Source organism: Burkholderia pulmonis, assembly GCF_984667975.1.
This window is the reverse complement of the sequence record NZ_OZ480187.1, coordinates 514,589-538,640: the sequence shown is the minus strand read 5'-3', so window position 1 is coordinate 538,640 and position 24,052 is coordinate 514,589. Positions and strand designations below refer to the sequence as shown.

The window sequence follows — 24,052 nt, the reverse complement described above, 5'->3', positions numbered from 1 at the left end:
CATTTGGCGCGCTGCACGACCTCTGCACGCGGCTGCGCCGCGTTCGCTAGAATGCGCGACTCGGCAGGATCGAATCGAAATGAAAGGAAACCGCTTGAAACTCCCGTTCGAATGGCAGATCGGGCTGCGCTACGCGCGCGGCGGCCGGCGCTCGGCCGGCGACGGCTTCGTGTCGTTCATCGCCGGCGCGGCGATGGCCGGCATTGCGCTCGGCGTGGCCGCGCTGATCGTCGTGCTGTCCGTCATGAACGGTTTTCGGACCGAAGTGCGCGACCGGATGCTGTCGGTGCTCGCGCATGTGGAAATCTTCTCGCCGGCCGGTTCGATGCCCGACTGGCGGCTGACCGCGCACGAATCGCTGCAGAACCCGGCCGTACGTGCGATCGCACCCTACGTCGACGCACAGGCACTGCTGACGAATGCGGGCAGCGTGACGGGCGTCGCGCTGCGCGGCATCGATCCCGTGCTCGAGCCGCGCGTGTCCGAGATCGCGCGCAAGCTGAAGACCGGCCGCCTCGACGCGCTCGTGCCGGGCGAGATGGGCATCGTGCTCGGCGCCGCGCTGGCCGACGCGCTGCACGTGAAGATCGGCGACCGCATCACGTTCTTCGCGCCCGGCAACACCGCGCGCATCGGCGAGGCGCTGCCGCAGTTCCGGCAGTTCAACGTGGTCGGCACGTTCGAGTCGGGCCACTACCAGTACGACAGCGCGCTCGCATACATCCACATCCGCGACGCGCAGAAGCTGTTCAACGTGCCCGCGCCGACCGGCATCCGGCTGCGCCTCGACGATCTGCAGCGCGCGCCGGAGATCGCGCTCGCGCTGTCGCGCACGCTGTCGGGCGACCTCTATATCCGCGACTGGACGCGACAGAACCGCACGTGGTTCGAAGCCGAGCGGCTGCAGAAACGGATGCTGTCGCTGATCCTGATGCTGATCGTCGCGGTCGCCGCGTTCAACCTCGTGTCATCGCTCGTGATGACCGTCACGCAGAAGCAGGGCGACATCGCGATCCTGCGCACGCTCGGCGCGCCGCCCCGGTCGGTCATGAAGATCTTCGCGATCCAGGGGATGACGATCGGCCTCGCCGGTACGCTGGCGGGCGTCGCGCTCGGCTGCGCGATCGCGGCCAGCATCCCGTGGGTGCTGCCGGCGATCGAACGGTTGCTCGGCATTCACTTCCTGACGCCGTCCGTGTACTTCCTCAGTTCGCTGCCGTCGAAGCTCTCGGCAGTCGACGTGATCGAGATCGCGTCGGCCGCGTTCCTGATGTCGTGCGTCGCGACGCTGTACCCGAGCTGGCGCGCCGCGAGGGTGCGGCCGGCCGAGGCGCTGCGCGACGAGTAAGTGCAACCGGCGCGGCGTCAGGCGATCTCGTGGAAGCCGACGCTGTTGCCGCCGTCCGGCGTGTAGCCGGCGAGCACGTCGAAGCCGACGCTGACGAGTTCCGCGCGCATGCCGTAGGACTTCTCGCCGGATCGGTCGACGAAGATCGCCGCACCCGACGACAACTGGCGCGCCGTATTCAGCAGCGCGAGCGTGCCGCGCGCGCTGCCGGCCGATTGCTCGATCTTCAGCGGCGTGCCGTCCTGCGTGGTGAAGTGCCCGCCGGGCGGCACGGGCGGCGGGTTGTTCGCGACCGACTGGTTGAGCAGGCTCATGAAATGAAAGCGCGCGTCGGCGCCCTGGCTGGCCGCCGCGCGATCGCTGTCCGTGAACGTGTCGCCGCGCACGGCCGCGCCTTGCGCGGCGATATCGACGGCCTGCTCGTGAAAATCGCGCGTCGCGAGCACGAGGCCGGCGTTCGCGTTCAGGGTCGACTCCACCCAGGTGCGATCGCTGTCCGTCATCGTCTTCGACACGACCTTGATCCGGCCGTTGTCGGTCATGAAGTCGAATTGCGCATCGGCCAGGTCCGGGCGCTTCGCGACGATGTCCTGCATGCTCGTCGCGAGCGCATCGGTGACGCCGCGCAGCTTCATCGTCAGGTCGCCCACCATCGACAACTGCTTCGTCATCGCCGCCTGCATCGCCTCGGGATCCACCGCCCGGATGCGGATCGGCTGCTCCTGCGATGCCCCGGATGCCGTCGTGTCCGTCTGCTGGCGCCCGTCGAGCGCCGCCTGCGCCATCTGCGCGGGCGAAAGGCTGCCCGCCGCCGTGACCGAAATCGTCATGCCCTCTCTCTCCTTTCAGACTGTTTTTTATTGTTTACGGAAGGATTCAGCGGAAGTTGAGGCCGCACACCGCACACGCGCTGAAACTTTGTTTGACCGAAGCTAAAAAAGTTTGACACGGACATTTCACTGAGATAACTTTTGCGCAAGCTTCCGGAAAGCATTCCGGCCAGCCGTGCCGACTCGCGTCGCGCTTTCCTGCCGTTGCAGCACCGCCGTTCGCAACACTCCCGCCTCATCGCATCGTGCCGTTCCGTTTCATCCGAAACCTGAAGGAAGCTCGGGCATGCCCGCATTTAATTCGTACTCCTGCATTCATTTCGTGCCGCCGTCGCACTGACGATTTCCGTTCGCGCCGAGACGATCGCCTCGGCGCCAGCCGGCTTGCGTGCCATGCCGCGCGCGCCGGCACCGGGAGAGGCCCTGTCCGTCTCGCCCGCCGCTTTTGCTGGTGCAGTTCCGCTTCATCCGACGCAGTACCCGGCCAGGCCGCAGGGGGTGTATCGCGAGCCGGCCGGTTCCAGACAATCACAAGAGACGAGGTCGATTCAATGAACATTCATCGAACCGGATTCCGGCGTGCGTGGCTACCCGCGCTCGTGGCCGCCACGACGCTCGCCGCGTGCGGCGGCGACGACGGCAGCGTGGCAGGTGCATCCGCACTTGCGCAGGGTCAACAGGAGGGGGCCGCCGCCGCGGCCGACGCGCAGTCGCACTCATCACGCATTTCGCCGTCCGGCGTCCCGTATGCGAACCCCGCGAGCGGCGGACGCTACCAGCCGGTAATCAGCAACGGCCAGGTGCAACCGTCGCTGTCCGGCGGCACGATCGAAGAGAACGCATGGGTCGACACGCCGGTCGATTCCGACGGCGATGGCACGCGCGACCGCATTCACGTGCGCATCGTCCGGCCGTCCGAAACCGCGAACGGCGCACGCACGCCCGTCATCGTGCTCGCCAGCCCGTACTACGCCGGGCTCGCCGACAGCCCCGACCACAACGTCGACGTCGAACTCGACGGCACGCCGCATCCGGCTGCGAATGCCGCCGCACCGGCATCGGCGTCCACGCGCATCATGGCCGCCGCGCCGCAGTCGCGGATGCAGCAGCAGGTCGAAGCGGCCGCGGCGGGCCGCTCGTGGATCGAAAGCTACTTCGTGCCGCGCGGCTTCACGATCGTGTATGCGGATTCGCTCGGCACCGCCGGCTCGGACGGCTGCCCGACGATCCTGACGCGCGACGAATCGGTCGCGATGGCATCGGTGATCCGCTGGCTGGGCCGCGACGCGACCGCGAAGGACGCGAACGGCAAGACGGTCGTCGCGAACTGGTCGACGGGCCACGTCGGCATGTACGGCGTGTCGTACGACGGCACGCTGCCGAAGATGGTCGCGAGCCTGCGCACGCGCGGGCTCGACGCGATCGTGCCGATCGCCGGGCTGACGAACATGTACGGCTACTACCGCTCGGGCGGCCTCGTGCGTGCGCCGGAAGGCTATCAGGGCGAGGACGTCGACGTGTACATCAAGGCGCTGCTGACGAACGCGCATCCGGAGCGCTGCACGCACCTGATCGACGAGGCGTTGCAGCAGGAAGACCGCAAGACCGGCGACTATTCGCCGTTCTGGGCCGCGCGCGACATCCCGACCGCGTTCGCGGTCGCACCGGCGCTCGTCGCGCAGGGGCTGACCGACGACAACGTGCGCGTCGACCAGTCGACGTCGTGGTATCTCGCGATGCGCCGCCAGGGCGTGCCGACGCAGCTTTGGCTGCATCGCCTGAAACACACCGACCCGACCCGCGTGCCGGCGATGGGCGAAGCATGGACCGCGGAGGTGAACCGGTGGTTCACGCGCTACCTGATCGGCTACAGCAACGGCGTCGAACGCGATCCGCGCGCGGTGATCGAGCAGGCCGACGGCACGCTGCTGAAGGAAGCGGACTGGGCCGCGCGCCATGCAACGCCGGTCACGTACTTCGCGGGCGGCGACGGTACAGGCACCGGCACGCTGCTGCGACTGCCGACCGGCGGCCCGCTCGCCCGCTTCACCGACGATGCGCGCATTCCCGCGCTCACGCTGGCGAACGCACCGACGGGCGACAACCGCAGCCGCTTCGAAACCGCGCCGCTGACGGCCGCCACGCGCCTTTCCGGAGCGGCAACCGCACGCGTCAGGCTGACCTTCACCGGGGTAGCCAACGTGACGGCCCTGCTGGTCGATCGCGCGCCGGACGGCACGGCGACGATCGTCACGCGAGCGTGGACCGACCCGCGCAACCGCTTGTCCGAGTGGGTGTCGCAGCCCGTGCTGCCCGGCATGCCGTACGACCTGAAGCTGACGTTCATGCCGCGCGACTACAAGCTGGAAGCCGGCCACCGGCTGGGGCTCGTCGTCCTCTCCAGCGACAACGAGGCGACGCTGCGGCCCACGCCGGGCACGGGCCTGGCGCTCGATCCGGCCGGCACGTCGGTCACGGTGCCGCTGGCTGCGGCGGCGACGGGCGCGTAATCGCCCGCCGGCTTGCAGCGTAACGGCACTGCCCCCGCCCGCGCCCGTCGGCGCAGGCGGGGGATCGCTGCACGAAGGGAACACCTGCGATAGGCTGCGGAAATCGAACGTTACAGGTGAACCCGCATGATCCCCATCAGCGCCAAAGCGATCGTCCGCGACGGACGCTCGGTCCTGTTCCTGCGCAATCCGCGCGACGAATGGGAGTTGCCGGGCGGCTGGCCCGAAGCGGGCGAATCGCTCGAGGACGCCGTCACGCGTGAGGTACAGGAGGAATGCGGGATCGTCGCCTCGGCGATCCGCTATGTGGCCAGCCGTTCGTGCGAGGTCGTGCCGGGCAAGCGCGTGCTCATCGTGTGCTTCCAGTGCGAGGTCGATCGCCGTGAAATCGTCCTGAGCGGCGAGCACAACCAGTTCGGCTGGATCGACCTCGACGCCGGCAAGCCGGCGAACCTGCCGGACTTCTATTGGGAATTCTGCAGGCAGGCCGGATGATTCGGGCACGCGTGCGCGCCTCGATTCCGGCCCCTTCCCGCACTCAAGGAGGAGGCTGCAACCGCGCCCGCTCGGTCACGCGAACGGTGGGGGTGTAGGTCATGTGAGTGTGCGTCGACCATTCCGGATGCTGCCTGAGCATCTCGGACAGGTCGTTCCCGGACGCATTGCCGGAATCGATTGGACCGAACACCCCGGGCTGAATGATCTCGGCCGGTATTTCCACCTTCCGTTGATCGGCCGACGGCTGCATGAATACCCGTTCGGACGAATGGGAAAACCATACGCGCCGGGTATGCATGAAATCCAGACCCAGCACCATGTCTTCCCCGGCGGAAATCGAGTCGCTGATCCGGAGGCTCACGTTGCGATAGTTTCTCGGCCCGACCTGGAGCGTGTCGAATCGATAGACGTCGACCGTCCTGGGCGACGAACTCGCCGCGCCGGAAGGCGCGAAAGTCAGTTGCGCCGCGCGCGTGCCGCCGACCTGCTCGAGATCGGCGCGCTTGACCAGTGTTCGTACCGAACCCGTGCTGAGAATGGCGTCGAGCTTCCGCCCGTTCAACGTGACCGGAATCACGAAACGATGATTCTCCCGCGGCTGGGGTTGGGCCGCGTACTCGAAATACCGCCCCTGCCACGGCAGGAATTGTGCAATGCATCCTTGCGCCGTGTAGAGCGCCATCGTCCGGTTCGGGAAGTCGACGTCGAGGTCGTAACGTGACAGCACGTCCGCGCCCAGAATACCGATGGGCGCCGCGACATCGCCGGGCGGCCCATTCGGCAGGTTCATCGTCAGCACCGACAGATGACTCCATTCCTCCGGGCCGAACTTGAGCGACGGAAGCAGATACGGATACGTCGAACGGGCGCCGCTCAATCCGCTGACGACGCTGGCCTTGCGCGTGTCCTCCGTCAGCCCCAGCATCCGGATCGCATCGGGAGAAAACGCGGTGCGGTCGGTGCCGATCCCGAGCACCATCGGATACACATGCCCGCCGATGTCGACCGGGACGGTGTAATGACCGTCCCGGAAGCTCATCGGGATCTGCGCGTTCCTCTCAAGCTGACATGCCGGATCGGGATGGGTTTGCACCATCTGGGCACGGGCAACGGCCGTGCTCGCAGCCCATGCACACAACAGCAGAACGAAAGATCGCATCGTCATGATCGACAGGGCACCCGGGAATTTCCGCGAAGCTTACCTGATCGCGCCGAACCACGACCGTGCGCCGGGCAACTCAATCGTTCCGTCAATCGTCGGCATGACGGATTGCCGGGCCAGCGCGCACGCTTCAGGCACCGGTATCGATGCGGTCTGCCGGCAGCCCGCGCTCACACCGGCGTCAACACCGGCTGCCCCGCGAAATGCCGCGCCGCGTTGTCGAGAAACTGCTGTACCGACCGGTCGAGCGCCTCGGGCGACCAGCCGCCCATGTGCGGCGTCAGCACGACGTTGTCGAGATCCGTAAGCGCGCGCGGCGGCTCCGGTTCGCCCTCGTACACGTCGAGCCCCGCACCCGCGATGCGCCGCTCGCGCAGCGCGTCTGCCAAAGCAGCGGTATCGACAACACTGCCACGCGATACGTTGACGAGAAAGCCGCCGGGGCCGAGCGCATCGAGCACCGTGCGATCGATCAGGTGCCGCGTGCCCGCGCCGCCCGGCGTCGCGACAATCAGGAAATCGGCCCACTGCGCGAGCGCGTCGACCCGATCGAAATAGCGGTAAGGAACGGGCTTCTCCGACCGGTTGTGATAACCGATCTCGATGTCGAAGCCGGCCGCGCGGCGCGCGCACTTCTCGCCGATCTTGCCGAGCCCGACGATGCCGAGCTTCCTGCCCGACACGTTCGGCGGCATCGGCAGCCCTTCGCGCCACACGCCCGCGCGGGTTTTCGCATCGAGCTGCACGACGTTGCGCACGGCTGCGAGCAGCAGCGCGAACGCGTGATCGGCGACGCAATCGTCGTTGGTGCCCGCCCCCGTGACCACCGTGATGCCGCGCGCCTTCGCATGCGCGGCGTCGATGTGCTCGTAGCCCGCGCCGAGCGCGCTGACGAACGTGAGTTGCGGAAGCCGGTCGATTTCGGCAGCGGTGAGCCCCGTGCTGCCGTTGGTCAGCACCGCACGAATCGTGCCGCCGTGCTCGGCAATTGCGCGTTCGCGCTCGTCGGCAGTCGGGGCATGGCGCACGTCGAACGACGCGGCGATCTCGCGATGCGCGTCGCTGCGCAACGCAATGAGGACCAGCAACTCGGGCTTCATGTCAGCAAATGTCCGCAGGCGGGAATGCGTTTCAGTGTAACAAGCCTGCGCGACCACGGCGGGTTATCCCCACACGGGCTGTGGACACGCCGCCGCACGCGGTTTGCCAAAGCCGGCTCAGTCAAGTAACTTTCGGCGTACGCCCCCGTCCTGGAGAATGGCCCCGATGAAGCTCGCCCTGCCCGCCCGGATTCTGGGCCTCGCGTTCGCCGCCGCCATCGTCGCGCCCGGCGCGCACGCCGACACGCCCGTCGTGGTGTCGTCGAAGATCGACACCGAAGGCAACCTGCTCGGCAACCTCATCGCGCAGGTGCTGAAGGCCCACGGCATCCCCGTCACCGAAAAGATCGCGCTCGGCGCGACGCCGATCGTGCGCAAGGCGCTCACGAGCGGCGAGATCGACATCTACCCCGAATACACGGGCAACGCCGCGTTCTTCTTCAACAAGGCCGACGATCCCGTGTGGAAGAACGCCGCACAAGGCTACGACACCGCGAAGAAGCTCGACTACGCGGCGAACCATCTCGTATGGCTCGCGCCGGCGCCCGCGAACAACACGTGGGGCGTCGCGCTGCTCGCGCCGGTCGCGCAATCGCAGCACCTGAAGACCTTCTCCGATTTCGGCAAGTGGGTGGTAGGCGGCGGCAAGGTGAAGCTCGCGGCATCGGCCGAATTCGTGAACAGCGCATCGGCACTGCCGTCGTTCGAGAAGGCGTACGGCTTCAAGCTGAAGCCCGACCAGCTCGTCGTGCTGTCCGGCGGCGACACGGCCGCGACGATCAAGGCCGCCGCAAACCAGACCGACGGCGTGAACGCAGCGATGGTCTACGGCACCGACGGCGGCATCGCGTCGAGCGGCCTCGCGGTGCTCGACGACGACAAGCACGTGCAGCCCGTTTATGCACCCGCACCGGTGATCCGCGAAGCCGTGCTGAAAGCGCATCCGCAGATCGCCGACTACCTGAAGCCGGTGTTCGCGAGCCTCGACCTGAAGACGCTGCAGTCGCTGAACGCCCGCATCCAGATCAACGGCGAGCCGGCAGCCGGCGTCGCGAAAAGCTACCTGAAGGCGAAGGGCTTCGTGAAATGACGGATCGCGCGGCCGCATCCGCGCGACGCGTGACACTCGACAAGGTCGGCATCCTGATCGGGGTACTGACCATCGTCGCCGTGTTCGGGCTGTCGTTCGCGGTGCTGCGGCCGAACCGGATCGCGGCCGGCACCGGGCTGTCGGTGTTCGCCGCGCTGCCGCCGATGCAGGGCGCCGCGCTCGCGGCGCTCTGGACCGTCGGCGCGCTGTGGGCGATGACGGCGAGCCGCCCCGCGTGGCGGCTCGCCGCCGGCTGCGCGGGGCTCGCCACGCTCGCGTATGCGGTCGGTGCGGCCGCGACGCACGTCGTCGCCCCCGACGACATGCTGGCCCGCGTGTCGCCCGACGCGGGCGTCTGGCTGCTGCTGTTCGCGTGGGCCGTGCTCATCGCCGACGCGCTCGCACGCCTCGCATTCGGCCCGTGGCGGCGCCTCGCCGCGCTCGTCGTCGCGATTGCGGCGATTTCCGTGCCGCTCGCGAGCGGCTGGTGGGACGGCCTCTCCGTGATGCGCGAATACGCGGTGCGCAGCGACGATTTCTGGCGCGAAGCGCTCCGTCACGTGTCGCTCGCGGGCGGCTCGGTCGCCGCCGCGCTCGTCGCGGGTCTGCCGCTCGGCATCGCCTGCGCGCGCATCGCGGCCGTGCGGACCGTCGCGATGCCCGTGCTCAATGTCGTGCAGACGATCCCCAGCATCGCGATGTACGGGCTGATGATGGCGCCGCTCGGCCTGCTCGCCGCGCACGTGCCGCTCGCGGCCGCGCTCGGCATCCGCGGGATCGGCGTCGCGCCGGCCGTGCTCGCGTTGTTCCTGTATTCGCTGTTGCCGATCGCATCGAGCGTCGTGGTCGGCCTCGAACAGGTGCCGCCGCACGTGACCGAAGCGGCGCGCGCGATGGGCATGACGCGTCTGCAGCGGCTGCTGCGCGTCGACCTCGTGCTCGCGCTGCCGGTGATCCTGAGCGGCGTGCGCATCGTGCTCGTGCAGAACATCGGCCTGACTGCGGTCGCCGCGCTGATCGGCGGCGGCGGATTCGGCACCTTCATCTTCCAGGGGATCGGGCAATCGGCCGCCGATCTCGTGCTGCTCGGCGCGATCCCGACGATCGCGCTCGCACTGGCGGCCGCGGTTGTGTTCGAAGCCGCGACGTCGCTCGCGAAGGGGCGTGCAGGATGATCGAGATCGAACGGGCCGGCAAACGCTTCGGCGACGCGGTCGCCGTCGACGACGTGTCGCTGACGATGCAGCGCGGCACGATCACCGCGCTCGTCGGCGCATCGGGCAGCGGCAAGTCGACACTGCTGCGCATGATCAACCGGCTGATCGCGCCGACCAGCGGCACGATCCGCATCGACGGCGTCGACACCGCGACCGTCGCGCCCGAACAGCTACGGCGCGGTATCGGCTACGCGATCCAGGGGCACGGGCTGTTTCCGCACTGGAACGTCGCGCGCAACATCGCGACCGTGCCGCGCCTGCTCGGCTGGTCGTCCGCGCGCATCGACGCGCGCGTGAACGAACTGCTCGAGCTGTTCCATCTCCCGCCGGCCGAGTTCGCGAGCAAGTTGCCGCACGAGCTGTCGGGCGGCCAGCAGCAGCGTGTCGGCGTCGCTCGCGCACTCGCGGCCGAGCCCGCGATGCTGCTGATGGACGAGCCGTTCGGCGCGCTCGACCCGATCATCCGCAACAAGGCGCAGGACGACCTGTTCGCGTTGCAGCGCCGCCTCGGCATCACGGTCGTGATCGTCACGCACGACATCGAGGAAGCGCTGAAACTCGGCGACACGATCGCGGTGATGGATGGCGGCCGGCTGCTACAGGTCGCGCCGCCGGCCGAGATTCTCGGCAGGCCGGCGGCCGGCGTCGTCGAGCAACTCGTCGCGGGCGTCGACCGGCCGCTGCGCCTGCTCGCGCTGACGCCGATCGACGCGGTGGCCGAACCCGGCCACGCCGACGGCGAACCGATCGCGGCGACGCGCACGCTGCGCGATGCGGTATCCGAGCTGCTGTGGCGCGGTGTCGATGCGTTGCCTGTGGACGATGGCGCCAGCAGCAACGGACACCCTGCGCGCCGCATCACGCTCGACGCGATCCGCTCGCACGCGAGGAAGCCCGCATGACGGCGCAGCGCAGCGTACGGTCCACGCGCTCGGCGCTTCCCGCGTATGTCGCGCGAGCAGCGGCGCTCGCGCTGCTGCTCGTGCTGCTGTTGCGCCCCGCGTGGCTGCAGGGCCTGTTTGCGCCGTTCGCCGACAACGGCGCACCCGTCATCTACGATCGCGCGAGCCTGCTCGACCTCACGCTCGCGCATCTCGGCACGGTCGCACTGTCGAGCCTGATCGGCACGATCGTCGCGGTCGCGGCCGGCATCGCGGTCACGCGGCCGGCCGGCGCGGATTTCCTGCCGCTCGCGCGCAGCGTCGTCGATATCGGCCAGACGTTCCCGCCGGTCGCCGTGCTCGCGCTCGCGGTGCCGGCCGTCGGTTTCGGCCTGAAGCCCGTGCTGATCGCGCTCGTGCTGTACGGGCTCCTGCCGATTTTCGAGAGCACGATCGCGGGGCTCGAGGACGTGCCGCGCGACGTCGTCGATGCCGCGCGCGGGATGGGGATGAGCGGCTGGCAGCAACTGATGTCGGTCGAGCTGCCGCTCGCGTTTCCGGTGATCGTCAACGGGATCCGGCTCGCGGTCGTGATCAACCTCGGCACGGCGACGATCGGCTCGACGGTCGCCGCGCGCGGGCTCGGCGACGTGATCATCGCGGGCCTGCAGACGTCGAATACCGCGTTCGTGCTGCAGGGCGGCGTGATCGTCGGGCTGCTCGCGGTGCTCGTCAGCGATGCGATCGGCGCGATTGCACGGGTGGCAACCGCGCGGCGCGCATGAGGTCACGCCCGATCGCGCGGGGACGCACCCTGTCACAGGCGTGTAAAAAAGACCGGTTTTGACGATCTTTTACGATTCATCCGGACTCCGATGCGTGTTCGCGCAACGATCGGCCCGCACGGATCGACACAAGCCTACATGGCGCTTTCATTCGAACCGGCGCTCGACCATCGGCGACGATTGGCCGATATACTATGCGCCTCCCATTTCCCCGCACTCCACCATGCGACGGTTTCTCTGGTTGATCGTGCTTTCGCTCGGCATCGCGCAACAGGCATCGGCGCAGCAGGCGTCCGCCGTGCCTGCATCCGCGCCCGAAGCGGCCGCATCGGCGGCGCCCGTCGCCTCCGCGCCGCTCGCGAACGCCAACGATCAGCCGAACGAAGCAAACCGCCGCATCACGACCTACCTGACGAAGAAATTCGGTGTCGCCAAGGAGCGTGCTGCGAAGCTCGCCGATATCGTGAGCGTCACCGCGACGAAATATTCGCTGCCGCCCGCACTCGTTTACGCCATCATCTCGATCGAATCGCGCTTCCAGGAGAAGGCACGCGGCCAGCATGGCGCGACCGGGTTGATGCAGGTCGTACCGGCTGCACACCGCGGCCTGCTGCGCAACGTAAAGGACCTGACCGAGCCGAACGCGAACGTCGAAGCCGGCTCCGCGATCCTGTCGGGCTACGTGAAGGCGGCCGGCGGCAACGTGCAGGCCGGGCTGAAGAGCTACAGCGGCGGATCCAGTGCGTATGCGGCAAAAGTGATGCAGCGGGTCGATTCGTTCCGGTTCGTGCTCGAACCCGACGACGATTCGAAAGCCGCCAAAGCGCCGAACGACACGAAGGGCCGCCTGATCCCGGTCAGCGATACGTCGCCCCCTGCGTCGGCACGCAACGCTCAGTAAGCGCCCCTTTCGCCCTTCTTCCGACGGTGCCGCGCATGCGCCACGCGATCCGACACGCCGCCTGCCTCCTTGCCGTCGCCACGCTGACGGCCGGCCATGCTTTCGCCGCCGTCGATTGCGAACGGCAAGGCCCGACGATGGACAACGTGCGGGCCTGCATCCTCGATCAGAACCATCAGGCAGTCGAACGCGCGTACCAGTCGCTCGAGCGCAAGCTCGGGCAGCGCAATCCCGATGCGGCCAGCGCGCTCGCGAAATCGCAGGCCAGCTGGACGCGCTTCGCCGGCGACACCTGCGACTACGTGAAGGCCGCCAACCCCGGGCAGATGATCCCGAGCGACGCGTGGATGAACTGCTGGGTCGACTTCAGCCAGGCACGCGTGCGCATCCTGAAGAAATGGGAAGCGCAAGCGGACGCGCCGCCGCCCGCGCAACCGTGACCGGCTGACGAAAGCCCGTCACGCCTGCGCGAAATGCGCGCGCAGAAACTCGATGAACACCTGCGTTTTCGCGGGCAGCAAACGCGTTTCGGTCATCGCGAAGACGGGCACGGGCGCGCCCTCCCATTCAGGCAGCACGCGCCGCAGCCGGCCGGCTGCGACGTCGTCGGCCACCACCGCCTCCGGCAACTGGATGATCCCCTCATCATGCACGGCCAATTGCCGGTTCATGCCCACGCTGTTCACGACAAACCGCCCGCCCACCGGCACCTCGACCGCCTGCTCGCCGCGACGCAGCGTCCACGTAGCGACGCGCTGCACGCTCATGCACGCGTGCCGCGCCAGGTCGCCCGGTTCGAGCGGCTCGCCTGCGCGTTCGAGATAGCGCGGCGACGCATACAGGGCGTTGCGGAACGTCGCGAGCCGCCGCGCGACGAGTTGCGAATCCGCCGATTCGCCGATCCGGATCGCGACGTCGAACGGCTCGCTCACGAGATCGACCCGCCGTGACGTCAGCTCGAAATCGAAGGTCAGCTTCGGGTAGCGGTTCGCGAATTCGACGATCAGCGGCGTGAGGTAGATCACCGCGAAATCGACCGGAAACGACGCGCGCAGCACGCCGGCCGGCTCGGCCAGCAGACCGCCGAGCTGCTCGTGCGCGAGCCGCGCCTCGTCGACGATGCGCTTGCACCGCTCGAAATACAGCTGCCCGGCCTCCGTGAGCTCGATGCGGCGCGTCGTGCGGTGCAGCAGCCGCAAGCCGATCGCCTTTTCCAGCGCGCCGATACGCCGCGACAGCGTCGAATTCGGCATCCCCAGCGCCTGCGCGGCGCTGCGAAAGCCGCGCGCCTTCACGACTTCCACGAACAGCGCCATGTCGTTCAGCAGTTCCATACCGAATGCTCCATCAATGGATCAATGTTCTCCATGGCACCCACTTTATCTCGAAAAAGGAGCAATGGATGATGCAGGTATGGCGTCACGGCCGGCGCAACCCGCGCGACCCTCGCCCGATGCGGCACCGCCCCGGTGCCGTCACCCGAACTTCGATGAGGAAATACGCGATGAAACAACTGTTCGTTCCCGCACAAGCCGGCCAGCAGGCGCCGCGACTGTTCGCCCCGGTCCGCGTCGGCCGATACGACCTGCAGAACCGCCTGGTCATGGCGCCGATGACGCGCAGCCGCGCCGCCTTCGACGGCACGCCCGGCGCGCTGGCCGCCGAGTACTACGCGCAGCGCGCGGACCTCGGCCTGATCGTCAGCGAAGGCACGCAGCCCTCGGACGACGGCCAGGGCTACCTGACGACGCCCGGCATCTACACCGATGCGCACGTCGCCGGCTGGAAAGCGGTCAGCGAGCGCGTGCACGCACGTGGCGGCCGCCTGTTCATCCAGCTGATGCACGTGGGGCGCATGTCGCACCCCGACAATACGCCGCATCATCGCCAGGGCGTCGCGCCTTCCCCGGTCGCGCCGGGCGTGCCGATGTTCACGATGAAAGGGATGCAGGAGATTCCGGCGCCGCGCGCGCTGACGACGGACGAAGTGCGCGACACCGTGAACGACTTCCGCGTTGCCGCGCGCCGCGCGATCGAGGCCGGCGCCGACGGCGTCGAGATTCACGGCGCGAACGGGTATCTGGTCCAGCAGTTCTTCGCGCCGAACGCGAACACGCGCACCGACGCATACGGCGGCTCGATCGCGAACCGCGCGCGCTTCGCGATCGAGGTTGCCGAGGCGATCGCCGACGAGATCGGTGCGGACCGCACCGCGATCCGCCTGTCGCCCGGCACCACGCTGTGGGGCATCGACGAAGGCGCGGAAGGGCCGGACCTGTACCGCCACCTCGCGACGGAACTCGACCGGCTCGGCCTCGCGTACCTGCACGTGATGCACCAGGGCGACGAGCCGCTGCTCGCGGACCTGCGCGCACGCTGGAACGGCACGCTGATCGTGAACCGGCCCGGTCGGGCCCGCGATGCGATCGGCACGGATGTCGCGACGGGTCTCGCCGATCTCGAAGCGTACGGCCAGATGGTGCTCGCGAATCCGGATTTCGTGACGCGGCTGAAGACGGGCGCACCATTGAACGACGCGCAGCGCGACACATACTTCGGCGGCGATGCGCGCGGGTATGTCGACTATCCGGTGCTCAACGGTACGGCTGCGGTGTGACGGAATCACGTTGCCATCGTCGCGACATGCCCGATCGGTGTCGCGGCAATGGCCGGCAAGCCGCGCGACATCAGAGCAGTTCGACGTTGACCTTGGGCACCAAGGGTGCAATGCGAAGCATGCGCTCGGCCTGGGTTCGTACGTATTCCGAAATACGATGTACCCATGCACGCTCGTCGCCTGCATAGACGCTCGATTCCGCCAGTCCGGGGGCCAGTGCCGCAGCCAGCGTCGCCATCCGCGTCATTTCACGGGCGACGAGCGCCAGCCGGATCTGCGCACGATGCGCGAAGTCCGCGAGCGCGAAAGCGGTCAGTTCCTCGGTGCGGAACACGTCCCCGTACGCCATCGCCATGTCCTGTACATAGGCGTCGCCGTACACGTTCACGCACACCAGGTCGTAAAGCGGCGCGGGATCGAGCCCGCCGCTGCTGACGAAAAACGAAATGTTCTTGCCATGCGCATCGCTGTTGCCGATCAGCAGTTGCAACAACGCCCAGCGCAACATGGCCGAACGCGCGGCAGCCGGTGTTTCGAGAGACGGCGTCAGCGAAAACAGCTTCTCGAAGCTCACGCCTTCGCGGATATTGCGTACGTCCGCGTTGTTGCCGAGATTGCGCTCGTATTTGAGCGTCGTCGGCAAATCGAGGGCCTGGCATCCATCGATGATATGCAGTCGCCGCACCGCGCTCACGTGCTGCGGATCGTCCGGGGCGGTCGTCACGAGCCGGTCGAATCGCTCGATCAGCAGAATCGGTTCGGGGATACGCCGAATTTCGACATGCGCGACCGGTAAGCCCATGCGTGCCGCCAGCGTCATGCAGAAGTGTTCGTTGGCCACCATGAACGGCGCCTGCGGGCTGTGCGACTCGGGCTTCAGAATATGCGAACTGCTGAGCGCCCCGTCGACCAACGCATACCGGTCGCCCTCGACGAGCACCTGCAACTTGTCCTGATGGCCGGCGATGGACAGACGCACCTGATCGTCCCAGACGGAAAACGGAATTGCATCGCGCTTGCGGATGCGGTCCGTCAATTCCTCCGCGGAAATCGGGCGCCGCACGGGTTCGAGGGTTTCAGGCGCCCGCGCGGATGAATCGTCGTCCGGCATGAAACTCAGCGCACCGACAGGCTCCTTGCCCAGTATCCGGATCAGGCCGAAGACGTTGTCCTTCGATATCTGATACATCGACGCGGCCACGTCGAGTGCACGGCCCTCGGGCAGCAAGTTGCCCACGAAGCGCTGGATGGCGCCCGCGGGCGGGGTACCGCCGTCCAGCGGAATGCACGGCGACAGCGCAAACGCATCGCCGCGCGCCAGCCACGCCGGATCGTAGGAAAAGCCGTAGTCGTCGCGGCGGGCATCGTAAGTCAACTGTCCGACCGGCGAACCATCGGTCGAAATGCGCAGGCGATGGAGCATCACGCGTCCTCGGGCGAACCAGCCGAACCCGGCGAAGCGCCGCGTACCGTCGCACGATCGCGCAATGCATTACGCGCCACCGGGACGTCGCGTTTCGGCACGACGAGCAAATTGAGACCAAAGCCGTCCAGTACCTTGAACAGCTTGTCGAGACTCACCGCACGGCCATTTTCGAGCCGCGACAGTACGTCCTTGGAGACGCCGAGCATATCGGCGGCATCGTCGATCCGCATCTGGTTCTGCGCCCGCCGGTTGCGGACGAGCGCCCCCAGTGCGGCGAGATCCAGTGCGAGCGGGTCGAGTGACGCGACCGGTTGCGGTAAGGTGCGAGCCATAATTCCGGGATTCCAGGAACAAAGCGCCGCAGCCCATCAGCCGACGGCATAGTTACGAGAATATCGGAATTATAGGTGTACGCAGGTCAGGCCGCCAATTGTTCCGGTATTTCAGGAATAAATTGACCACAGGTCGACGGCAGCGCTTTATTCTTATATTTCAGGAACTATAAACGGGTGCGGCGGCACATTCGTGTCGCCGCACCCGTCGGGCTCGCGGGCCCCCTCGTGCCTTGATCCGGCCCCTCTCTGATCACATCTGCCCGGCCGCCCCCGTCCACCGCAGGTAATCGCCGCGCGTCCAGTCGAGCGACACGCCGACGCGCTTCGTGCCGGGCCGGATCTTCGGCTTGTACACCGACAGCGTCAGCGACTCCAGCGCCGGCCATTCGCGGAACGACAGCACCGCGATATCGGCGACGAGCGTTTCGAGCAGCCGCGTATGCGGCTTGTGCGACAGGAACGACGCGATGCGTGCGCAATAGCCGTCGTAATCGATCCATTCGCCCTGCTCGCTCGGCTCGCACCGGTAGCCGAGCTGCGCATCGATCACGATCGGCTGCGGCGCTTCATGCTCGTGCGCATGAATGCCGATCCGCGCGGGCACCTTCAGTTCGTCGACGAACACGCTCCAGCCGCGCCCGCGCAGGCGCGGTACGTCGATCGCGACGAACGGCTCCTCGAACGGCTTCATGATGCGAGCGGCGCCGCGGCGTCGAGCATGATGCGCACGAAATAGTCGGCGAAGCTGCGACGCAGGACGATCTCGAACGTGTCGTCGCCGGTCGGGATCAGCGTGATCGGCGACTTGAAGTAGTGCGACTGCGCGCACTGGCCCGGCTTGAGCACGCGCGGATGCAGATCGAGCGGGCAGCCGCGCGCGATCACGTCGCGCACGCGTTCGCCGCTGATCTCGACCACCGTATAGCCGCTGCCGACGTCGACGGCCGCCGCATACGAACCCTGCACGGCTTCCGCCAGCTTCGCTTCGAGCACGCCGGCCTGAACGGGCCCGTTCGACCGCACGAGCCATTCGTCGGGGCCGAGCCACAGCACGTCGTACTCGGCGCCGCGCGCGACCGTGTTCGGCTGCGCGGGCGGCCGGCAGCCGACCACGCGCTCGAACGCATCGACGAACGCCGGGTCGCTCAACTCGCCGCGCACGTTGACGAGATCGAGGAAGGGCCGTTCGCGCAGCATGAACTTCTTCGATGCGCGCGCCTGGTGCGTCTTCAGCACGTCGGCCGCGCCGACGAACGGCGATTCAAGCGTCACGCCGCCCGCGCCCGCCACCTGCGTCTGGTTTCTCGTTTCATTCCACATGCTGACGCACCCCTTCGGTATCGTAGAAAACCGGGCTCGAGATCTTCGCGGTGATGCGCTTGCCGTTGGCCAGCGGAATCACGACGCTCTCGCCCATCTTGTTCAGGCCGCCCTTCACCACCGCGAGCGCGATCGAGCGCTTCAGGATCGGGCTGTAGTAGCTCGACGTCACGTGGCCGATCATCGGCGTCGGATCGACCGCCGACACCTGCGTGTCCTTCGCGATGATCTGCGCGCCTTCCGGCAGCACGAACTGTTCGTCTTCGGTCAGGAGGCCGACGAACTGCTTGCGGTCTTCCTTCGCGGTATCCGAGCGCGCCAGCGAACGCTTGCCGAGGAAGTCCTTCGACTTCGCGACGACCCCGCCCATCCCGAGGTCATACGGGGTGATCGAGCCGTCGGTATCCTGGCCGACGATGATGTAGCCCTTCTCCGCGCGCAGCACGTGCATCGTCTCGGTGCCGTACGGCGTGATGTCGAATTCGGCACCGGCCGCCATCAGCGCTTCCCACACCGCCCGGCCCGCATTCGCCGGCACGTTCACTTCGTAGGCCAGCTCGCCCGAGAAGCTGATCCGCATCACGCGCGCCTTCGCCCCTGCGACGGTGCCGTTCCGGTAGCTCATGAACGGGAACGCCTCGTTGCCGAAATCGATGTCCTGGCACACCTTCTGCACGACCTTGCGGCTCTTCGGGCCGACCACCGCGAACGTCGCCCAGTGATCGGTGACGGACGCGAGCCGCACCTTCATGTCGGGCCATTCGGTCTGCAGCCAGCGCTCGAGCCACGTCAGCACGCGCGCGGCGCCGCCGGTGGTGGTGGTCATCATGAAATGCTGGTCGGCAAGGCGCACGGTCACGCCGTCGTCGAACACCATCCCGTTCTCGTCGAGCATCAGCCCGTAGCGGCACTTGCCCACCTCGAGCTTGTTCCACGGATTCGTGTACATCCAGTTCAGCAGCTTCACCGCGTCCGGGCCCTGGATGTCGATCTTGCCGAGCGTCGACGCATCGAGGATGCCGACGCTGTTGCGCACCGCGAGGCATTCGCGCTTCACGGCCGCATGCAGATCCTCGCCGTTCTTCGGGAAATACCACGGCCGCTTCCAGTTGCCGACGTCCTCGAACGCCGCGCCGTGCTCGACGTGCCATTCGTGCACGGCCGTCTTGCGGATCGGGTCGAGGAAGTCGCCCGTCTCGCGGCCCGCGAACGTCCCGAACGACACGGGCGTGTAGTTCGGGCGGAACGTCGTCGTGCCCGTTTCCGGAATCGTCTTGCCGAGCGCGCCCGCGAGGATCGCCATCCCGTTGATGTTGCCGAGCTTGCCCTGATCGGTGCCGAAGCCCATCGCCGTGTAGCGCTTCACGTGCTCGACCGACTCGAAGCCTTCGCGTGCGGCGAGCAGGATGTCGGCGGCCGCCACGTCGTTCTGGAAGTCGACGAACTGCTTCGGCCCGCGCGCCGCCGCCTCGCGGCTGCCGACGAGCCACAGCGGCTGCAGCGCGCCTTCGACGGCTTCGGCAACCTGCGGCGCAACCGGGCGCTGCGCAGCCGTGAAGCCCGCGGCCTTCGCCGCTTCCGCACCGGCATCGACCGCGAGCCGCAGCGCGCGCGCCAGCCCGAATTCGCCGGCCGCCGCACCGATGCTCGCCTCCGCCTGCACGGGCTTGCCCGGCAGGAAGCACGCCTTCTCGTCGTTCCAGCAAGCCTTGCCGCCCGACTGCGCGAACAGGTGCAGCACCGGGCTGAAGCCGCCCGACATCGCGACGAGGTCGCACGGCAGCGTCTGCAGCTTGCCGCCCACCTGGCCGTTCGAGAGGGACGCGACGTCGACCGACGATACGCGCCACTTGCCCGATGCAGCCGTGACGACCGCGCCGCTCATCACCGTCACGCCCTGCCGCTTGGCAGCAGCCGGCAGCGCGCCGTTCGACGACGCGCGCGAATCGACGACCGTCACCTTCGCGCCGCATGCCTTCAGGTCGAGCGCGGTCTGGTACGCGCAATCGTTGTTCGTGAACACGACCGCGTTACGGCCCGGCAGCACGCCGAAGCGATGCACGTAGGTGGACACCGCACCGGCCAGCATCACGCCCGGCAGATCGTTGTTGCCGAACACGATCGGACGCTCGTGCGCGCCGGTCGCGAGGATCACGCGCTTCGCGCGGACCTTCCACAGCAGCTCGCGCGTGCCCTTGCGCATCGACACCGGCAGGTGATCGGTCAGGCGCTGCGTGACCGTCACGAGGTTGTGGTCCTGATAGCCGAACGCGGTGCTGCGCGACAGGATCGTCACGTCGGGCAGCTTGCGCAGCTCGGCCTCGATCTTCTCGACCCACTGCAGCGCGGGCTTCGCGTCGATCTCCGCGCGGCACGACAGCAGGCTGCCGCCGAGTTCGCGCTGGTCGTCGACGAGGATCACGCGTGCGCCGGCCGTCGCGGCCGCATGCGCGGCGGCGAGGCCCGACGGGCCACCGCCGACCACAAGCACGTCGCAGTGCGCATAGCACTTGTCGTAGCGATCGGCGTCGAGCACTTCGGGCGCCTTGCCGAGGCCGGCCGCTTCGCGGATCTTCTCTTCGTACTTCGGCCACATGTTGCGCGGCCACATGAACGTCTTGTAGTAGAACCCGGCCGGCATGAAGCGCGAGAACTTCTGGTTGATCGCGTACTTGTCGTTCTCGAGCGTCGGCTCCGCGTTCACGCTCGTCGCGACGAGCCCCTGGTACAGCTCGATCTCGGTCGCGCGTGCGTTCGGCACGGTATACGCGCCGGATTCCAGTTGCACGACGGCATTCGGTTCTGCCACATCCGCCGTCACGATCCCGCGCGGACGGTGGTACTTGAAGCTGCGTGCGACGAAGTGCACACCGTTCGCGAGCAGCGCGGACGCGAGCGTGTCGCCCTGGAAGCCCTGGTACGTACGACCGTTGAACGTGAACGTCAGCGGAATCGCGCGATTGATCCGGCCACCGGTGCCGAGGCGGTCTTTCTGGCTCATTTGCTCGTACCCTCTTCGTGTGCGTTGCCGGCAGCTGCGCCGAACTTTTCGTAGCCCTTGATATCGTAGGTCACCGTGTCACGCGTGACCTTGAACCAGCGGCGGCAGCCCTGCGTGTGCAGCCATTGCTCCTTGTGCAGCCCGCGCTTGTTCTCGCGCATGAACACGTACTCGCCCCATTCGCGGTCGGTCATGTTCTCGTTGTTGACGGGGCGCACGATGTCGGCTTCACCGCCGCACGAGAACTCGGATTCGGCGCGCGGCCCGCACCACGGACATTCGATCAGCAACATGTTGTTTCTCCTCGTTCAGTGCGCGACGGCGGCAGCGCCGTGCTCGTCGATCAGGTGGCCCGTGTAGAAGCGGTCGAGCGCGAACGGCGCGTTCAGCGGATGCGGTTCGTCGCGGGCGATCGTGTGCGCGAACACCCAGCCCGAGCCCGGCGTCGCCTTGAAGCCGCCGGTACCCCAGCCGCAGTTGAAATAGAGGCCCTTCACGTCGGTCTTGGTGATGATCGGGCACGCGTCCGGCGATACGTCGACGATGCCGCCCCACTGGCGGTTCATCCGCACGCGCGAGAACACCGGGAACATTTCGACGATCGCCTGCAGCGTGCTTTCGATGATGTGGAAGCTGCCGCGCTGGCCGAAGCCCGTGTACTGGTCGATGCCCGCGCCGATCACGAGGTCGCCCTTGTCGGACTGGCTGATGTAAGCGTGCACCGCGTTCGACATGATCACCGAGTTGACGACCGGCTTGATCGGCTCGGACACCAGCGCCTGCAGCGGGTGGCTTTCGATCGGCAAACGCACGCCGGCCATGTCGGCCAGCGTCGTCGTGTTGCCGGCCGCCACCACCGCGACCTTCTTCGCCTTGATGAAGCCCTTCACCGTATCGACGCCGACCACCGCGCCGCCTTCGCGGCGAATGCCCGTCACCTGGCAGTTCTGGATGATGTCGACGCCGGCGCGATCCGCGCCGCGCGCGAAGCCCCAGGCCACCGCGTCATGGCGCGCGACGCCCGCACGGCGCTGGATCGACGCGCCGAGCACCGGGTAGCGGCTGTTCAGGTTGATCGTCGGCTCGATTTCCTTGATCTGCGCGGGCGTCAGGAATTCGGCGTCGACGCCGTTCAGCCGGTTCGCGTTCACGCGGCGCTCGGTGTCGCGCACGTCCTGCAGCGTGTGGGCCAGGTTCATCACGCCGCGCTGGCTGAACATCACGTTGTAGTTCAGGTCCTGCGACAGCCCTTCCCACAGCTTCATCGCCTTCTCGTACAGAGCGGCCGATTCGTCCCACAGGTAGTTCGAGCGCACGATCGTCGTGTTGCGCGCGGTATTGCCGCCGCCGATCCAGCCCTTTTCGAGGATCGCGACGTTCGTGATGCCGTGCTCCTTCGCGAGGTAGTAAGCGGTCGCGAGGCCGTGGCCGCCGCCGCCGACGATCACGACGTCGTATTCCTTCTTCGGCTCCGGGCTCTTCCACTGCTTTTCCCAGTTCTCGTGATACGAGAGGCCGTTGCGGAACAGGCTGAATATCGAGTAGCGGCTCATGTTAGTGATCCTTCGTTAGCATTCGATGACGTTCACGGCGAGGCCGCCGCGCGACGTTTCCTTGTATTTCGTCTTCATGTCGGCGCCGGTCTCGCGCATCGTCTTGATCACGGAATCGAGCGACACGTAGTGCTGGCCGTTGCCCTTGAGCGCCATGCGCGACGCGTTCAGCGCCTTGATCGCGCCCATTGCGTTGCGCTCGATGCACGGGATCTGCACGAGCCCGCCGACCGGGTCGCAGGTCATCCCGAGGTTGTGCTCCATGCCGATCTCGGCCGCGTTCTCGACCTGGTCGGGCGTGCCGCCCATCACCGCGGCGAGCGCGGCGGCGGCCATCGAGCATGCGACGCCCACTTCGCCCTGGCAGCCGACTTCCGCACCGGAAATCGACGCCGTTTCCTTGTAGATGATCCCGATCGCCGCGGCCGTCAGCAGGAATTCGACGATGCCGGCTTCGTTCGAGCCCGGCACGAATTTCACGTAGTAGTGCAGCACCGCGGGGATCACGCCGGCCGCGCCGTTGGTCGGCGCGGTGACCACGCGGCCGCCGGCCGCGTTCTCCTCGTTCACGGCCATCGCATACAGGTTGACCCAGTCGAGCATCGACAGCGGATCGCGCAGCGACTCTTCCGAACGTGCGCGCAGGCGGCCGTACAACTCGGCCGCGCGGCGCTTCACGCGCATCGGACCCGGCAACTCGCCTTCGACCTTGCAGCCGCGCTCGACACAGGCGGCCATCGTGCGCCAGATCGCGAGCAGCCCGCCGCGCACTTCGTCGGCGGGGCGCAGCGCAGATTCGTTGCGCAGCATCAGTTCGGCGATCGACAGCCCGTGTTCGCGGCACTGGCGCATCAGGTCGTCGCCGGTGCGGAACGGGTACGGCACCTCGATCGCCGCGCGCACGCCGTTCACGCGATCGCCGTCGCGGTTCACGACGAAGCCGCCGCCGACCGAGTAATACTCTTTCTCGACGAGCAGCTGGCCGTGCTCGTCGAACGCCTGGAAGCGCATCCCGTTCGGGTGCACGATGCCCGTACCGCTCATCAGCTTGCGATAGAAGCCGATGTGTTCCTTTTCCTCGAAGCGCACCGTCTGCTTGCCGAGCAGCGACAGCGACTTCTCCGCGCGGATCGCGGCGAGGCGCGGCTCGATCAGGTCCGGATCGATCGTGTCGGGCAGGTGGCCCTCGAGGCCGAGCAGCACGGCCTTGTCGGTGCCGTGGCCCTTGCCGGTCGCGCCGAGCGAGCCGTACAGCTCGACCCGCACGCGGCGCACGAAGCCGAGCAGGTTCGCGTCCTCGACGTGCGACGCGAAGCGGCACGCGGCGATCATCGGGCCGACCGTGTGCGAACTGGACGGGCCGATACCGATCTTGAACAGGTCGAACGCGCTGACGTTCATCTGGCTTCCTCTGGGTGGCATGCGTGGAATGTCGTTGGGCATCAGTACATCAAAGCGTAAAATCGGCCGATAGAACA

At 67.4% G+C, this 24,052-nt stretch carries 22 protein-coding genes; 10 read left to right on the top strand and 12 right to left on the bottom strand.

Going from position 1 to position 24,052, the window contains the following annotated elements; translation table 11 throughout:
* Nucleotides 1-94: 94 nt before the first annotated feature.
* Nucleotides 95-1,348 carry a lipoprotein-releasing ABC transporter permease subunit gene (locus AC5LXK_RS19205; RefSeq protein ID WP_493393049.1) on the top strand — a complete coding sequence of 418 codons (1,254 nt, stop codon included), beginning with the start codon at nucleotides 95-97 and terminating at the stop codon, nucleotides 1,346-1,348.
* 17 nt (nucleotides 1,349-1,365) lie between these two features.
* Here the strand turns inward: AC5LXK_RS19205 and AC5LXK_RS19200 are convergent, their stop codons facing one another.
* Nucleotides 1,366-2,178: a hypothetical protein gene (locus tag AC5LXK_RS19200; RefSeq protein ID WP_493393048.1), complete on the bottom strand. Its 813-nt coding sequence runs from the start codon at nucleotides 2,176-2,178 to the stop codon at nucleotides 1,366-1,368.
* Nucleotides 2,179-2,729: 551 nt separating this feature from the next.
* Here AC5LXK_RS19200 and AC5LXK_RS19195 point away from each other — a divergent pair.
* Nucleotides 2,730-4,688, top strand: a complete 1,959-nt coding sequence (locus tag AC5LXK_RS19195; protein WP_493393047.1) for a Xaa-Pro dipeptidyl-peptidase — start codon at nucleotides 2,730-2,732, stop codon at nucleotides 4,686-4,688.
* A 126-nt stretch (nucleotides 4,689-4,814) separates the two neighbouring features.
* Nucleotides 4,815-5,183, top strand: a complete 369-nt coding sequence (locus tag AC5LXK_RS19190) for an NUDIX domain-containing protein (protein WP_493393046.1) — start codon at nucleotides 4,815-4,817, stop codon at nucleotides 5,181-5,183.
* 43 nt (nucleotides 5,184-5,226) lie between these two features.
* Here the strand turns inward: AC5LXK_RS19190 and AC5LXK_RS19185 are convergent, their stop codons facing one another.
* Nucleotides 5,227-6,282, bottom strand: coding sequence for a retropepsin-like aspartic protease (locus tag AC5LXK_RS19185; RefSeq protein ID WP_493393045.1), 1,056 nt, complete (start codon nucleotides 6,280-6,282; stop codon nucleotides 5,227-5,229).
* A gap of 236 nt (nucleotides 6,283-6,518) precedes the next feature.
* A complete protein-coding gene (locus AC5LXK_RS19180; RefSeq protein ID WP_493393044.1) occupies nucleotides 6,519-7,448 on the bottom strand; it encodes a 2-hydroxyacid dehydrogenase in 930 nt (309 codons plus the stop codon).
* Between the two features lie 166 nt (nucleotides 7,449-7,614).
* Here AC5LXK_RS19180 and osmF point away from each other — a divergent pair, with 166 nt between their 5' ends.
* The 6 genes from osmF to AC5LXK_RS19150 all read left to right on the top strand — a co-directional run bounded on the left by osmF (nucleotide 7,615) and on the right by AC5LXK_RS19150 (nucleotide 12,762).
* Nucleotides 7,615-8,538, top strand: a complete 924-nt coding sequence (gene osmF, locus AC5LXK_RS19175; RefSeq protein ID WP_493393043.1) for a glycine betaine ABC transporter substrate-binding protein OsmF — start codon at nucleotides 7,615-7,617, stop codon at nucleotides 8,536-8,538.
* On the top strand, nucleotides 8,535-9,713 hold the full coding sequence (locus AC5LXK_RS19170) for an ABC transporter permease (protein ID WP_493393042.1): 1,179 nt from the start codon (nucleotides 8,535-8,537) through the stop codon (nucleotides 9,711-9,713). The genes osmF and AC5LXK_RS19170 overlap by 4 nt, the downstream gene beginning before the upstream one ends.
* On the top strand, nucleotides 9,710-10,657 hold the full coding sequence (locus AC5LXK_RS19165; RefSeq protein WP_493393041.1) for an ABC transporter ATP-binding protein: 948 nt from the start codon (nucleotides 9,710-9,712) through the stop codon (nucleotides 10,655-10,657). Before AC5LXK_RS19170 ends, AC5LXK_RS19165 begins: the two co-directional genes overlap by 4 nt.
* A complete protein-coding gene (locus tag AC5LXK_RS19160; RefSeq protein ID WP_493393040.1) occupies nucleotides 10,654-11,421 on the top strand; it encodes an ABC transporter permease in 768 nt (255 codons plus the stop codon). The genes AC5LXK_RS19165 and AC5LXK_RS19160 overlap by 4 nt, the downstream gene beginning before the upstream one ends.
* A 223-nt stretch (nucleotides 11,422-11,644) precedes the next feature.
* Entirely contained in the window at nucleotides 11,645-12,322 is a 678-nt protein-coding gene (locus AC5LXK_RS19155; protein WP_493393039.1) for a lytic transglycosylase domain-containing protein, read from the top strand.
* 35 nt (nucleotides 12,323-12,357) lie between these two features.
* Nucleotides 12,358-12,762 carry a lysozyme inhibitor LprI family protein gene (locus AC5LXK_RS19150; protein ID WP_493393038.1) on the top strand — a complete coding sequence of 135 codons (405 nt, stop codon included), beginning with the start codon at nucleotides 12,358-12,360 and terminating at the stop codon, nucleotides 12,760-12,762.
* A gap of 18 nt (nucleotides 12,763-12,780) precedes the next feature.
* On the opposite strand, the gene AC5LXK_RS19145 is transcribed toward AC5LXK_RS19150, so the two are convergent.
* Nucleotides 12,781-13,656 carry a LysR family transcriptional regulator gene (locus tag AC5LXK_RS19145; protein WP_493393037.1) on the bottom strand — a complete coding sequence of 292 codons (876 nt, stop codon included), beginning with the start codon at nucleotides 13,654-13,656 and terminating at the stop codon, nucleotides 12,781-12,783.
* Between the two features lie 170 nt (nucleotides 13,657-13,826).
* Between AC5LXK_RS19145 and AC5LXK_RS19140 the strand changes: the two genes are divergently transcribed.
* Nucleotides 13,827-14,939, top strand: a complete 1,113-nt coding sequence (locus AC5LXK_RS19140; protein WP_493393036.1) for an alkene reductase — start codon at nucleotides 13,827-13,829, stop codon at nucleotides 14,937-14,939.
* 70 nt (nucleotides 14,940-15,009) lie between these two features.
* On the opposite strand, the gene AC5LXK_RS19135 is transcribed toward AC5LXK_RS19140, so the two are convergent.
* The 8 genes from AC5LXK_RS19135 to AC5LXK_RS19100 form a co-directional block, all read right to left on the bottom strand.
* Entirely contained in the window at nucleotides 15,010-16,362 is a 1,353-nt protein-coding gene (locus AC5LXK_RS19135; RefSeq protein ID WP_493393035.1) for a HipA domain-containing protein, read from the bottom strand.
* Nucleotides 16,362-16,697: a helix-turn-helix domain-containing protein gene (locus tag AC5LXK_RS19130; RefSeq protein WP_493393034.1), complete on the bottom strand. Its 336-nt coding sequence runs from the start codon at nucleotides 16,695-16,697 to the stop codon at nucleotides 16,362-16,364. The genes AC5LXK_RS19135 and AC5LXK_RS19130 overlap by 1 nt, the downstream gene beginning before the upstream one ends.
* 253 nt (nucleotides 16,698-16,950) lie before the next feature.
* Entirely contained in the window at nucleotides 16,951-17,391 is a 441-nt protein-coding gene (locus AC5LXK_RS19125; protein ID WP_493393033.1) for a dihydroneopterin aldolase, read from the bottom strand.
* On the bottom strand, nucleotides 17,388-18,020 hold the full coding sequence (locus AC5LXK_RS19120; RefSeq protein WP_493393032.1) for a sarcosine oxidase subunit gamma: 633 nt from the start codon (nucleotides 18,018-18,020) through the stop codon (nucleotides 17,388-17,390). The genes AC5LXK_RS19125 and AC5LXK_RS19120 overlap by 4 nt, the downstream gene beginning before the upstream one ends.
* On the bottom strand, nucleotides 18,010-21,021 hold the full coding sequence (locus AC5LXK_RS19115; protein WP_493393031.1) for a sarcosine oxidase subunit alpha family protein: 3,012 nt from the start codon (nucleotides 21,019-21,021) through the stop codon (nucleotides 18,010-18,012). The genes AC5LXK_RS19120 and AC5LXK_RS19115 overlap by 11 nt, the downstream gene beginning before the upstream one ends.
* The gene (locus AC5LXK_RS19110; protein WP_493393030.1) at nucleotides 21,018-21,314 is read right to left on the bottom strand and encodes a sarcosine oxidase subunit delta; all 297 of its coding nucleotides are present in this window, start codon (nucleotides 21,312-21,314) and stop codon (nucleotides 21,018-21,020) included. The genes AC5LXK_RS19115 and AC5LXK_RS19110 overlap by 4 nt, the downstream gene beginning before the upstream one ends.
* A gap of 15 nt (nucleotides 21,315-21,329) precedes the next feature.
* A complete protein-coding gene (locus tag AC5LXK_RS19105; protein WP_006480591.1) occupies nucleotides 21,330-22,574 on the bottom strand; it encodes a sarcosine oxidase subunit beta family protein in 1,245 nt (414 codons plus the stop codon).
* Between the two features lie 15 nt (nucleotides 22,575-22,589).
* Complete coding sequence (locus AC5LXK_RS19100) at nucleotides 22,590-23,975, bottom strand: L-serine ammonia-lyase (protein ID WP_493394016.1); 1,386 nt, start codon at nucleotides 23,973-23,975, stop codon at nucleotides 22,590-22,592.
* Nucleotides 23,976-24,052 lie beyond the last annotated feature (77 nt).